Source organism: Bacillus bingmayongensis (assembly GCF_000299035.1).
Lineage (GTDB): Bacteria > Bacillota > Bacilli > Bacillales > Bacillaceae_G > Bacillus_A > Bacillus_A bingmayongensis.
Genome location: NZ_JH921519.1, coordinates 275,057 through 287,224, shown reverse-complemented (window position 1 = coordinate 287,224; position 12,168 = coordinate 275,057). Strand labels below are relative to the sequence as shown.

General features: G+C 39.0%; 13 protein-coding genes. 8 read left to right on the top strand and 5 right to left on the bottom strand.

The annotated features are described in order from the left end of the window. Positions 1–289: 289 nt before the first annotated feature. From Y7E_RS0122530 to Y7E_RS0122510, 5 genes are all read left to right on the top strand, one after another. Complete coding sequence (locus Y7E_RS0122530; RefSeq protein WP_017153499.1) at positions 290–1,486, top strand: efflux RND transporter periplasmic adaptor subunit; 1,197 nt, start codon at positions 290–292, stop codon at positions 1,484–1,486. Further along, on the top strand, positions 1,483–2,163 hold the full coding sequence (locus tag Y7E_RS0122525) for an ABC transporter ATP-binding protein (RefSeq protein WP_017153498.1): 681 nt from the start codon (positions 1,483–1,485) through the stop codon (positions 2,161–2,163). The genes Y7E_RS0122530 and Y7E_RS0122525 overlap by 4 nt, the downstream gene beginning before the upstream one ends. After that, the gene (locus tag Y7E_RS0122520; RefSeq protein ID WP_017153497.1) at positions 2,160–3,359 is read left to right on the top strand and encodes an ABC transporter permease; all 1,200 of its coding nucleotides are present in this window, start codon (positions 2,160–2,162) and stop codon (positions 3,357–3,359) included. The genes Y7E_RS0122525 and Y7E_RS0122520 overlap by 4 nt, the downstream gene beginning before the upstream one ends. Before the next feature lie 132 nt (positions 3,360–3,491). Further along, positions 3,492–4,166 carry a YknW family membrane protein gene (yknW, locus tag Y7E_RS0122515; protein WP_017153496.1) on the top strand — a complete coding sequence of 225 codons (675 nt, stop codon included), beginning with the start codon at positions 3,492–3,494 and terminating at the stop codon, positions 4,164–4,166. A 217-nt stretch (positions 4,167–4,383) separates the two neighbouring features. Then, positions 4,384–4,854, top strand: coding sequence for a sigma-70 family RNA polymerase sigma factor (locus Y7E_RS0122510; RefSeq protein WP_017153495.1), 471 nt, complete (start codon positions 4,384–4,386; stop codon positions 4,852–4,854). A gap of 51 nt (positions 4,855–4,905) precedes the next feature. Here Y7E_RS0122510 and Y7E_RS0122505 read toward each other — a convergent pair whose 3' ends face one another. Continuing rightward, positions 4,906–5,385 carry a competence protein ComK gene (locus Y7E_RS0122505; RefSeq protein ID WP_017153494.1) on the bottom strand — a complete coding sequence of 160 codons (480 nt, stop codon included), beginning with the start codon at positions 5,383–5,385 and terminating at the stop codon, positions 4,906–4,908. A 192-nt stretch (positions 5,386–5,577) separates the two neighbouring features. On the opposite strand from Y7E_RS0122505, the gene Y7E_RS0122500 reads away from it, so the two are divergent. After that, positions 5,578–5,979, top strand: coding sequence for a DUF4359 domain-containing protein (locus Y7E_RS0122500; RefSeq protein WP_017153493.1), 402 nt, complete (start codon positions 5,578–5,580; stop codon positions 5,977–5,979). Between the two features lie 20 nt (positions 5,980–5,999). Here Y7E_RS0122500 and Y7E_RS0122495 read toward each other — a convergent pair whose 3' ends face one another. Together Y7E_RS0122495 and Y7E_RS0122490 are read right to left on the bottom strand one after the other, a co-directional pair. Beyond that, on the bottom strand, positions 6,000–6,215 hold the full coding sequence (locus Y7E_RS0122495; RefSeq protein ID WP_017153492.1) for a DUF2922 domain-containing protein: 216 nt from the start codon (positions 6,213–6,215) through the stop codon (positions 6,000–6,002). Positions 6,216–6,243: 28 nt separating this feature from the next. After that, the gene (locus Y7E_RS0122490; RefSeq protein ID WP_017153491.1) at positions 6,244–6,468 is read right to left on the bottom strand and encodes a DUF1659 domain-containing protein; all 225 of its coding nucleotides are present in this window, start codon (positions 6,466–6,468) and stop codon (positions 6,244–6,246) included. A gap of 108 nt (positions 6,469–6,576) precedes the next feature. Here Y7E_RS0122490 and Y7E_RS0122485 point away from each other — a divergent pair, with 108 nt between their 5' ends. Then, complete coding sequence (locus Y7E_RS0122485) at positions 6,577–7,062, top strand: VanZ family protein (RefSeq protein WP_017153490.1); 486 nt, start codon at positions 6,577–6,579, stop codon at positions 7,060–7,062. Between the two features lie 100 nt (positions 7,063–7,162). Here Y7E_RS0122485 and Y7E_RS0122480 read toward each other — a convergent pair whose 3' ends face one another. Together Y7E_RS0122480 and Y7E_RS0122475 are read right to left on the bottom strand one after the other, a co-directional pair. Further along, the gene (locus Y7E_RS0122480) at positions 7,163–9,919 is read right to left on the bottom strand and encodes a DEAD/DEAH box helicase (RefSeq protein WP_017153489.1); all 2,757 of its coding nucleotides are present in this window, start codon (positions 9,917–9,919) and stop codon (positions 7,163–7,165) included. Beyond that, entirely contained in the window at positions 9,903–11,522 is a 1,620-nt protein-coding gene (locus tag Y7E_RS0122475) for an SWIM zinc finger family protein (protein ID WP_017153488.1), read from the bottom strand. Before Y7E_RS0122475 ends, Y7E_RS0122480 begins: the two co-directional genes overlap by 17 nt. A 154-nt stretch (positions 11,523–11,676) precedes the next feature. Here Y7E_RS0122475 and Y7E_RS0122470 point away from each other — a divergent pair, with 154 nt between their 5' ends. Further along, a complete protein-coding gene (locus tag Y7E_RS0122470; protein WP_017153487.1) occupies positions 11,677–12,168 on the top strand; it encodes a zinc ribbon domain-containing protein in 492 nt (163 codons plus the stop codon).

Below are 12,168 nucleotides of genomic sequence, written 5' to 3'. Positions count from 1 at the left end.
AAGAAAGCGTAATAATGTAAAAGTATATATAAATCCATTTTGATTTTTCAGCGTATAAGTCGCTACTAAGAAGGAGAAAGGTGACTTGCACCCGTTGGCTTTCTCTGTTTGAATTTCGCATGGGGCCGGAAGAAGATTTGACCGCTTCTATGCATGACCGAATATTCTCTCCCGCCTAAAAGGAAAGGGTTTATGTCAGTTTTTTAATTTGGATTTATATAGTTACAGTTTTCTGAAAGTTTTATGCAATTGAAAAACCATTATATAAAGATATAGAAGGAGCGAGAATATGTTACCAAATACCGTTCGTACTCCAAACAAAAAGAAGAAATGGATCATCGCTGGGGCTATTGTATTAATTGTCGCCATTGTAGCCGTCAATATTTTTGTGATGCAAGGGAAGGAAAAGGGTGTAGCAAAGGGAGGCGCTGACGCTGTTAGTTTTGAGAAAGTAACAGAACGTACACTCAATAATACAAAGTTGATTTCCGGACAAGTAAAACCTGGGAATATTGAAAGCTTCTACGCAGATTCAACAAAAGGAAAAGTGAAGGATATTGCGGTGAAAGAAGGACAAGAAGTAGAAAAGGGAACGAAATTATTCTCGTACGATAATGAAGAAATCAATCTACAAATTAAGCAAGCTGAGCTTGATCAAAGAATGGCGACTATGCGCTATGATCAAGGGCAAAAGAAAATAGATTCACTAAAGAAAGAGATTAAGAAAGCAAAAGATAGCGGTGCTGGGAAAGAAGTAACAGATCCGTTAGAAGAGCAAGTAAGTGAACTAGAAATACAGCAAAAAACAACTGACCTTGAGAAAGAAAAAGGTCAATTACAAGCAGAAGAATTAAAGAAAAAACAAGGTGAACTCACAATTTATAGTAATTTTGCTGGTGTTGTACAAAAGTTAGATAAAGATGCAGCGCAAAGTTCAGCGCAGGCGATGGGCGGACAAGGAAAAGCATTTTTACAAATTGCATCTAAAGATCCATTCCAAATTCAAGGGACGTTAACAGAACTTCAAAAATCACAAATCCAACAAGACCAAACATTTACTGCAACTGCAAAAGCAAATGGTAAGAAGAAATGGACAGGTAAAATTACAGAAGTAAGTGAATTCCCGACAAGTGCAGAGATGGCTCAAGCAGCTGGTGCTGGTGAGGGAACACAAAGTATGTCTCAGTATACATATAAAGCTAGTTTAGATGGACAAGAGGGTTTATCTCCAGGCTATCATGTATCTCTACAAGTAAACCTAGAAAACAAGAAGATGATTGCTGTTCCTAGTAAGAGCATTGTAGAAAAAGATGGTGATCCATTTGTTTATGTAGAAGAAAAAGGAAAACTTCGTAAACAAAATGTGAAAAAAGGTTCTACTGATGGAGATTGGACAGAAGTTCTTGAAGGCGTAACAGTGGGGCAAAAGGTGGTTAAAAATCCTTCCGACAACGTGTATGACGGAATGGAAGTGAAAGAAAAATGATTACGTTAAACAATATTCATAAAACATATTATCAAGGGAAACTGGCGGTACCGATTTTGCATGGGATTAGTTTAGCGATTCAAAGCGGTGAGTTTGTTTCGATTATGGGACCATCTGGTTCAGGGAAATCGACGCTCATGAATATTATCGGTTGTTTAGATCGTCCAACAGAAGGCGAATATATGTTAAACGATGTGAATATCTTAACAGCAGACGAGGCGAAACTTGCCCTCATTCGTAATGAATATATTGGCTTTGTATTTCAGCATTTTAACTTACTGCCACGTCTTTCAGCAGTAGAAAATGTAGAACTTCCACTTATATACGGTGGTGTGAAGAAAGCTGAGCGCCGCCAGAGAGCCCTTGAAGCACTTGGGAAAGTCGGATTGTCCGACCGCGTGCATCACCTGCCGAGTGAACTTTCAGGTGGGCAAAAGCAGCGTGTGGCGATTGCAAGATCGATTGCAAATGATCCGACATTTATTATGGCCGATGAGCCAACCGGTGCTCTTGATACAAAATCTGGGGAACAGGTAATGGACATTTTCACAAAGTTAAACGCAGAAGGTACGACAATCGTTATGGTTACGCATGAAGAGGAAGTTGCTGCGTATTCTTCGCGCCGAATCGTGCTAAGAGACGGAAAAATTACAGAAGATAGAAGGTGTGCGGTATGAGTTTACTAGATAGTATAAAAATGGCCCTATCTTCTATTCTAGCTCATAAACTGCGCTCAGCACTTACGATGCTCGGAATTATTATCGGCGTCGGTTCCATTATTACTGTTGTTGCGATTGGGCAAGGCGGGGAAGCGGCGCTGAAGTCGCAGTTCGTTGGATCTGGTAATAACGTAATCCCAATTCACTATAGTGCGGATATAAATGATCCGTTTGGTATGGAAATAATGGAACAGCCGAAGTTAACTGAGGAAGATATTTTTGAAATAAAAAAACTTCCAGAGATTGCGCATGTTCTTACAACGAATTCAAGTATGGAACCACTCGATATAGAGGATAAAAAAGAGATGGTGAGTATTACAGGTTTAGATAGTGAGTACTTCGCGGTAAATAAAGTGAAAGTATTAAAAGGCCGCTCTTTACAAGAATCAGATATTACGCAAGGTAATAACGTCGTGATGATAAGTAAGAGTATGGAAGAAAAGGTCTTTAAAAAGGAGAATCCAGTTGGCAAAATTATTGAGATGAAAGGACAGCCGATGCAAATTATCGGTGTCTATAAATCAGATAATGAGTTTATGGGAATGGGGCCATCGGAAGCTTTAATTCCAATTACATTATGGCCAACCTTATATGGAAAAGACGAGATTCAAAGTATCTCTGTTCAAGCGAAAAATGTAGATGATTTAGAAAAAGCGGGTAAAAAAGCCGCTGATGTATTAAATAGTCGCAAGCCAAGTGATGCGTCTGGTAAATACGAAGTGATGAATTTAAAAGAAATTCAAGAAGGTATTTCAAAAATGACAAGCATCATGACGATGATCATCGGCGGTATCGCTGGTATTTCATTAGTCGTTGGTGGTATTGGTGTTATGAATATTATGCTTGTGTCTGTAACAGAGCGTACTCGTGAAATTGGGGTACGTAAAGCACTGGGAGCAACGCGCAGTAAAATCTTACTGCAATTCTTAATTGAAGCCGTTATGTTAACGCTGCTTGGTGGATTAATTGGAATCGGTCTTGGCTATGGAGGCGCATATATTGTTTCAACATTTGCGAAATGGCCACCGCTCGTTTCATGGGAAGTTGTCGTTGGCGGTGTGTTATTCTCGATGACGCTTGGTATTATCTTCGGATTAATTCCAGCGAATAAAGCAGCGAAATTAGATCCAATTGAAGCACTTCGTTATGAATAGGTTATTAGTGTAGTAGAGAGAGTCTCTCTACTACACATATATCTTGTTCTAGTGGGCGGTTCGCCGCCTCGAGTAGTGAGGATGTGAACCGCCCGTTAGAACGGGTTATATAAATACAAGGAGGTTGTTAGAATGGAACCGAATGTTAATACGCAAAAGGTTGGCGGGGAAAAACCATCGTTACTAGGAATGATTACATCTCCAGGTTTGCAGTTTGAGAGAATGAAGAATAGTAATGCAGTATGGGGTGCATTTTGGTTAATGACCGTATTAGGCGGTATTATGGGGGCTCTTGCGGCGTACTTATATTCTCAAGATCCTGCGTCTATGGCGGCCAATAAAGAGCTTGGTATTGAAGTGCCATTGGCATTTACTTTAGGTGGCGGCTTTCTCTTTTCAGCTCTTGTTATAATGCTTACATTCTTTCTTGGTACAGTTGTGTATAAAGTGTTAATGATGTTTATGAGCAATGATACTCCTTATAAAAAGTTATTAGCAATTACAGTGTATTCTAGTATTATTAGTACTCTTGGTGGAATTATAAATATGATCCTGGCGTTTATTCTTGGTGGGAATGGTCAAGAAATGTATACAGGTTTAGGGCCGTTATTCGCTTCTACTGGTGGCGTTGTATATGGCGTCCTAAAACAATTTGAGGTATTTGCAATTTGGGCATTAGTCGTAACTGGATTAGGATTACACATTACGGCTGGTTTAAGTAAGAAACAAGCAACTATTCTTGTTGTTGTATTCTTTATTTTAACATTGGGATTCAGTGCAATCGGCGGTATGTTCCCGAAAGCGTAATATAAGACATATTCATGAAAACGGCTCATATGGAGCCGTTTTTTATTTTTGTATGTACTTGAAATACTAGACCCCATATTTCAAATTTCCCCTACACATATTTGAAATTCTCTATACAGAATTTCAAATAACCTTCCATGAAATCTCTCTTATTCTCTTTTATTGTAAAGGTACCGCGGAATAACAAAGAGGTATACCTTTTAGAAACAGGTATAATATGAAACCGGCCACTTTTACTGAAGCAGTTACCTTGTATGGAAAGATGATTAAAAATCAAATGAAAAAGCTTTGTTTGTATCGGGATTATGATGAATATTATCAATGCGGCTTAATTGGACTTTGGATGGCATATGAAAGGTATGAGGAGGAGAAAGGCACTTTTTCAGCATATGCATTCGTAACAGTTCGTGGATATTTGTTAGAGAAGTTAAAGAAAGAAAATCGATTTCAAAAGCGGCATACATTTGCCGGACAGGAAATTTTGCAAAATGTATGCGGGGCAGAAGTATTGTCAGAAGTTCAGGATTATATGAGTTTGTTAGATGAGAAAGAGAAATATATTATTTCGGAACGTTTTTATGCGGGAAAGAAGATACATGAAATTGCCGAAGAAAAGGGAATGACGTATCATCAAGTGAGATGGATATATCGGCAGGCGCTGGAGAAGATGCGTGCTGAGATAGAGTGAAAATAAAATGGAGGCAGGGGGATATACCTTGTCTCCATTTTATCGTCTATATTAAAAATCATTATGAAAATCATCGAGCATCATTTGAGCGATAATATTACCAGCTTTTCTCCATTGTTGTGTCATTTTATAGTGAGTTATAGGAAGAACTGCTGTTTCTCCATTATAAAAATGTAGTATAGCTTGTTTATTCACGTCTTCTTTTATTGATTTAATACTTTTGTAGAAGACCCAGATACAATCCCAAGCGGCAGGTGATTTTGTCGGGATGGCACAAATGAAGCGACGATGTTTAATTGGAATCGGTGTATTTTGCTGTATATCCCACTTTTTAATAATTACTTTTCTTCTTCCTTCGTATGTGGAATAATTGAGTGTGATGATTAATTCTTTTATTGTTTCCAATGGCGTTTTCGGTGAGTAAAGAATGCCTTTTGTAGTATGAATTTGAGTACGATAAAAAGGATCTTCGTAAGGCAGCAGCATCATTACAGTACTAGAAATAGCATGAAGATTAGCTGGAGCGTCCAACAGAAAAGCCTCCTTTAAAATTATTAGTTTTCATATTTTAGTATATAGATCAAATATAAAAATAACTTTAATTATTTGTAAATATTTGTAAATTTTATGTAGGTTTTGAGTTATTTTATAAACGGCAAGTTTTCTAATTTGCATCGCTTGTACATATATATGAAAATAGAAACAGTTAGGCGGTGATAAAGTATGAAAAAGAAATATATTATTATTATGGCACTTGTTGTTGTTCTTTTTGTGTATTTAGCAAACAGTAACCCGAGTAAAGGAGAATATACAGAGTGGGCAGCAAAGCAATTTATGAATCGCAATGATATTAGTAAAAAGTTAACAGAGGTTGAAGAAGAAGATCCAGATGGACTTATTGGTGAGCTTGCGACAATTGGTAAGAAGTTAGCAAACAAATATGTAGAGCCACAAGTTGATGTGTTGATTAACCATTATACAAAGCGAAGCGATTATGTTTTCTTCTCGACTTATACGACAGAACTTACAATCGGGAAGGAAAATTATAGATATGTTTCGGTTGGATTTTCTCACATTTTTATTCCAATTGAAATGCCGAAGAAAAAAGACGAAGCTGCAAAGTAATACGGCTTCGTCCTTTTTGTTTAAGGAGCAAGCGTTACTTCTGATACTGTCTTTTCAACAAGACGTGCTCCCTTTTTACGAGTGTTCCCATTAAGCGATAAGAAAATTGCAGAGGAGAGAATCGTGTCCATCACTTGGTTAATGATTTGTTCATTCACAGGTGTAATCGGATTGTCGATAGAAAAGACGACGGTTTTTCCATCCTCTTTCAAGAAAATTAGCTCGAGTACTGTCATTGACGGTTACCTCCTTTTCATTAAAATTTTACGGATTCGAGATATCAGATGTGCTTAAAAGCTGAACAGCATGAAGCTTTAATTCTTGTAATGAAGCAAGAGCAAGTCCTACTTCATGAACCTTTGCTACATCGGCATTTGAGTTTACTCGTTTAAACTGTTTGTTTTTTAGAATTGCTTTCCCATTTGTGTCTGTGCCGCCGTTTAGGACAAGGCGCAAGCTTAAATCAGTTACAATCGTTTCGATCGCCATTTTTTCACCCCCTTTTCGTCATATATATAGGAGGAATGGTCATGTTTTGGCGTGAAATTTTTTCTTTTTTTTGGTACTCTTAGAAGAATAAGAGAGGAGTTTCTAAAGATGAATCGTAAATGGTTATTCTGGATTCCCGTTTTGTTATGGATGGGGATTATTTTTTATTCTTCAGCACAGCCTTATAAGAAGCAGGATATGCGTTCAGATATTGAAAAGTATGTTCCGTCTCAATTTGTGGAAGAAAAATTCTCTGGTGTATCGATTGACTATGGTGGAGGGACACCAGTTAGCATTGAAAATAAAGGTGTTGGGGGTTTTGTTGAGTTCTTCCTTCGTAAAGGAGCTCACTTCACAGTATTCTTGATTCTTGGCATGCTTTCGTATTATGCATTGCATCGCTCTGGTTGTTCAAGAATGCGTTCCTTCGTATTCGCGCTTCTCATTGTTGCTGGATATGCAACATTCGATGAAATTCATCAAGGGTTTACAGGTGACCGTACACCGATGTGGCAAGATTCTGTTTTAGATACGTCGGGCGGACTGACAGGAATTATAATCAGCAATTGGTTTTGGCATAGAAAAAGGAGCTAACCCATCGGGATAGCTCCTTTTTCATATACTGATCGTATCTTGTCGCGTGTATCGGCGGTTTCCAAAATGTATCGACCGTCCGACAATATACGACGTGGTGTTATACACCGAGTAGTTCTTTCAATTCGTCTGTTGATAGTTCGGTCATCCAGCTGTCACTTGTGATAATGGCGCTACTTAGCGATTGTTTCCGCTCTAGCATTTCATCGATTTTTTCTTCAAGTGTACCTGTTGTAATGAGTTTATGAACGTGTACAAATCGCTTTTGACCGATGCGATAAGCGCGATCTGTTGCTTGATTTTCTACAGCTGGATTCCACCAGCGATCATAGTGAATGACATGGTTTGCGGCAGTTAAATTTAGACCTGTGCCGCCAGCCTTTAAGGATAGGATGAAGATGTCATATGTTCCATTTTGGAACTGTTCGATCATCTTATCACGTTCTGTTTTTGGTACACTACCGTTTAGGAAGAGAACACGCTGACCGAATTTCTCCTCTAATATTTTCTGTAACATATTGCCCATCCCGATATATTGCGTAAAAATTAAGCAGCTTTCATTTTGATCTTTTATATTTTCAATGAGATCCATTAATGTTTGGGTCTTCATGGAACGCTGCACAATATCTTTTGGCACCTCTTCTTTTAAGTAAAGAGCAGGATGATTACAAATTTGCTTTAGCTTACTGAGCATCATTAAAATAAAGCCGCGTCTTTCAATGCCTGTTAAGCCTTCAACGTTTTGCAGCGTATCTTGTACGAGCTGTTCATATAGTGATGCTTGCTCACCTGTTAGCGGACAGTATGCTTTCTGTTCTTGTTTTTCCGGTAAGTTTAATGCGACTGTTTGATCTTGCTTTGTCCGGCGCAGTAAGAACGGTGAGATGAATCTTTGTACTTGCTGAATTTTCGCTTCATCACGATCTTTTTCAATCGGTGTTACGAAGCGGCGCTGAAACTGTCCTAGGCTACCAAGATATCCGTGATTTAAGAAGTCAAAAATAGACCATAACTCTGCTAAACGGTTTTCCATTGGCGTACCAGTTAAAGCGATTTTGTGATTTGCTCGTAAATTACGAACCGCTCTAGATTGTTTCGTTTGCGGGTTCTTAATATTCTGAGCCTCATCCAGAATGATCGCATCCCAGCACTGCGCGTTTAACTCTTCTTCATCAAGTTGTGCTAAAGCATAAGAAGTTAATACAACATCTGTACCTTGAAGAAAGTCCTTAAATGAATCGCCTTTTGAACGGTTGCTTCCATAATGTAATTGAACCTGTAAATTCGGCACAAAGCGTTCAAATTCTTTCTGCCAATTTCCAAGAACAGACGTTGGTGCTACGATTAGCGCCGGACCTGTTTGGAGGCGATTTTCTTTCACATATAATAAGTAAGTAATGGTTTGGATGCTTTTTCCAAGACCCATATCATCCGCTAGCAACGCTCCAAATCCGAGTTCTCGTAAGTATAAGAGCCACTCTACACCGTGCTTTTGGTACGGGCGAAGTGTGGCTTGCAAGGATGATGGTATTGGAACTTTTGGAATGTCTCCGATATGGAGTAGCTTTTGGAAGAGCTCTTCGTAATAGCCATCTAGCTCAATTTCAATATCTGTAAATGGATTGTCTTCTTCTACAAGCTCTGCTTCGGCAGAGCTTGATAAGTGCTGCTGCAAGACATCCTTCATTTCAAGACCATATTTATCAGCGCGTTTCATTAGTTTTTTCACTTCTTCAATAAAGGCAGGGTCGAGTCTCATCCATTGCCCATTTAAATTGAAGAGTCGTTTATTTTGTTCGACTAGGTCAAAAAATTCACTTTCTGATAGATCAATACCATCTGTAGAAACGCGCCAGTCGAAATCGACGAGAGTGTTCATGCCGAAGAAGGACTGCGTTTGATTCGTACTTTGCTTCAATTGAACACGTAATTTCGGTTTCGTTGCTTTTAAATTTTGCCACCAAGACGGTAGTAAAATATCAACGCCGGCTGCTAATAATTCGTTACTCGCTTCCGTTAAGAAGTTCCATGCTTCTGTTTCATAGAGCTCAGCTCGAAAGTGTCCATCTTCCTGAAGCCATGGGACTAGCTTGCCGAATCCTTCCTGCGTTTCTTTAATACGCTCTTCATAGCTATGCCATCTTTTTGGTAGTGAATCGATGCCGTCATATACATATATCCGATGTGCTCCGCGTTTTGTAGTGATGATCGTTTCAAGCTTCCACAGTTCAAAATCATCTTGTGGTTCTTGGAGGCGAAGTCCGATTGTAAACGGAAGATCGTCTTCAATGTAACCAATCTTTCTGAACCAATCTTCTTCATGAAGTGCTGTTTCTAATTGTCTTTTCGTAAAGTCGTAGTGTTCATATAATCGTTTGGCATTTTCCCAGCCATCGCTAGAACGAGCGTCTTGCCGAATCGTTTCATTAATCGCATGGGAGAAAAGTGATGCAAGCGTTTCATCTTGGATTGAAACATCGATGGCTTTCCATGATGGATAATCACTCCAACGTTTGATATCGGGTACAAAGTTTCCAGTCGCAAAGTGATCCCACAGCTCTTTTGCGTTTGGCATAAGCGCAGTCACAGGGCCGTTTATTTGCAATCCAGCAAAGGAGTTCATTGGTTTTTTTGCAATATACTCAAACGCTTGAACGTTTGTTAACATGAAGCCGCTTCGTCCTTCATGTGTAGCTTCTTTTAAAAAGGTACCAAAGAAGGACGTCGTGTGCCATGTGAAGGCATTTTGCTTCCAATTTATTGCAGGTAAAGGATTGCCGGTTTCATCTTCTCCCCAAAGGAACCAACCTTGACTTACGTGCTGGAGCCGAATTGTTACTTCAGTTTGTGTGATCATCGATTAACTTTCCTTTCCGCAGTTCTTCCTGCAGTGCTCTTAGGCGTGAATGTAAGTTAGCGATTTGGACAATGAAAATGTGCCATTCATCTGTTCGCTTGAGCCGTTTATAGAGCATACGCAATTTCTTTAAGTAGCGGACTGCACGGCGGTATGACTTACGATTCCGTTCTTCAATTGCTTGCACTGCTGCGAAATGATAGAGCGGAAGAGCTGCTTCTGGTGCTTCTTTTTCGATTTCTTTCAGTGGCTCTTTTAGCAATTCAATTGCTTCAAATCCATATAAGAGATGAAGTTCTGTCCATGCATGATATTGTTTTTTTGCTAGTACATATTGCTCGTAGTTTGTGAAGCTGTATGGCAATAGTTCTTGCAAAATCATCTCAAGACCTGCTTGTTCATTTGTGTGCGTTGCATATGTTTCATACATCATGACAAACAAACGAACGATATCTTTTACAAAAAGGGGATTGGCCTGATCATTCATTGTTTTCTTCACTTGTTTATAGGTGAAAGACAGCCAATTTTTGGCGCGTTCCCATTGCATTGTGCTCAGTAATTCTTCGAGCCAGTCGAAATAAAGGCCGACAACTTGCGCCGGTTGTGTTTCGAGCAAGTCCATAGCAGCATTATCTTCTTGTTTTAAGAAGAATAGGTGAGAAGAGGCAAGTGCTTTCGAGATTGGATTCATCTTCGCATCAATTCGTTTTTCTTCTTCTTGTATCCAAGATTCTTCTGCTAGTAATTCTCCCCATATATGGCGGTAAATAAAGAACCTCTCCTGCATATAGGAATCGGTAGAGAAGAAAATACCATGTACTTGGCGAACTGTTTCTTTCAAAATCGGTTCACATTCATCCGGGATCGATTCTGATTTCAAGTCACGTACAAGTGATTCAACTTTATCGACAAATAGACGGACAACGTTAATTGGTTGGTGATAGGAGTACGTTTTGTTTGTCTCAAAGTCCGTGATTTCTTCTAATAACTTTTGAAAGCTAAAAAGTGCGCCATGTAATTTGAACAATTCATGTATGGCAACGACGCGCGGTGCTTTGCGTTCTAATTTCATATAAAAGTCTGTAAAGATACTCATAAGAAAATACATTTGTCTATATGAGAGCCGTGCTTGTTCTTTTTTAAATGCGTCATATTCAGATTCAAAATATGCATGCCAACTTTTAAAGTCCGTTTCTTCAAACGCAGACGATTGTAATACTTGTCTTGCTGTTCGAATCGGAGGGAGTGATGGTTTCGTTTTATTTTTAAATAATGTTAATACTTCTCCCACTTGTCCGAAGCTAGAAGCGGCGGATAGTAAAACAGCGAGCATGTGCTCACATTGCGTTGGCGCAAAGCAATCACAATAGCTTTCTGCGATATTACGAATCGGAATATGAACGCTATACACGTTTCCTTCAGCATCTACGGTACCTGATAACGTATAGCCATCAAAATCAACGTTGTAGACAAGGCCGCTACGATACAAGTGACGAGCAGTAGCAACGTGTTCTTGATCGGCGGCTTGCTGCGGATCGAGTCCTTGAACAAATTCATTCGCGATCATCATAATTTCATCTTTCGTAATTGAATGTTGCAGCATAATTTTCCTCCGTACAAAAGATTTATTTCCTCTACCATTATAAACAAAAAGCTGTGAAAACAGAAAAAATGAATTTGCTTATCCAAAAAATAGAAAAATATGGTAAGATATATTTGGTTAAATATATGTTTTTTTATTTAGGAGGAGATTAGATTTGTCAGATTTGCAGACGAAACTGGGTAGCGGTATGAATAAGCTGCAAGAAGGAATTGAACAGGGAAAGATGAAGCTGCAAGTTGCACAAGAGATTGCACAACTGAAGAAGGAAATACAAGTGCAGCTCCATAAAAAGACAGAAGTTTTATTAGATCTTGGGCAAAAGGTGTATGTTCAACTTCGAGATACTGGAGTAAAGGAAGAATCATTAAAGCAATTAGTTGCTCCAATTCAAGCATTTGATGTTGCCATTTATCAGGCACGAAAGCGAATTGTTGAACTGCAAAAGCAACAGGGAGAGAAAGTGACATGTGAATGTGGTGGCTCTCTATCAATCAGTGATAAGTTTTGCGGGTCATGCGGGAAACCAAATCCAATGCTAGCAGTAGAGACTAGCGAGGAAAAGATTGCATGTGTATCATGTAATGAGCGCATTGCAAAAGACTCCATCTTTTGTCCGGTTTGTGGCATTAAGCAAGGTGGGGAGTGA

What these genes read in the sequence shown, in the direction of transcription:
- Y7E_RS0122475 (WP_017153488.1), bottom strand. Translation starts at nt 11,522, where the DNA reads ATGCTGCAACATTCAATTACGAAAGATGAAATTATGATGATCGCGAAT.
- Y7E_RS0122520 (WP_017153497.1), top strand. Translation starts at nt 2,160, where the DNA reads ATGAGTTTACTAGATAGTATAAAAATGGCCCTATCTTCTATTCTAGCT.
- Y7E_RS0122530 (WP_017153499.1), top strand. Translation starts at nt 290, where the DNA reads ATGTTACCAAATACCGTTCGTACTCCAAACAAAAAGAAGAAATGGATC.
- Y7E_RS0122480 (WP_017153489.1), bottom strand. Translation starts at nt 9,919, where the DNA reads ATGATCACACAAACTGAAGTAACAATTCGGCTCCAGCACGTAAGTCAA.
- Y7E_RS0122510 (WP_017153495.1), top strand. Translation starts at nt 4,384, where the DNA reads ATGAAACCGGCCACTTTTACTGAAGCAGTTACCTTGTATGGAAAGATG.
- yknW (WP_017153496.1), top strand. Translation starts at nt 3,492, where the DNA reads ATGGAACCGAATGTTAATACGCAAAAGGTTGGCGGGGAAAAACCATCG.
- Y7E_RS0122500 (WP_017153493.1), top strand. Translation starts at nt 5,578, where the DNA reads ATGAAAAAGAAATATATTATTATTATGGCACTTGTTGTTGTTCTTTTT.
- Y7E_RS0122490 (WP_017153491.1), bottom strand. Translation starts at nt 6,468, where the DNA reads ATGGCGATCGAAACGATTGTAACTGATTTAAGCTTGCGCCTTGTCCTA.
- Y7E_RS0122525 (WP_017153498.1), top strand. Translation starts at nt 1,483, where the DNA reads ATGATTACGTTAAACAATATTCATAAAACATATTATCAAGGGAAACTG.
- Y7E_RS0122495 (WP_017153492.1), bottom strand. Translation starts at nt 6,215, where the DNA reads ATGACAGTACTCGAGCTAATTTTCTTGAAAGAGGATGGAAAAACCGTC.
- Y7E_RS0122485 (WP_017153490.1), top strand. Translation starts at nt 6,577, where the DNA reads ATGAATCGTAAATGGTTATTCTGGATTCCCGTTTTGTTATGGATGGGG.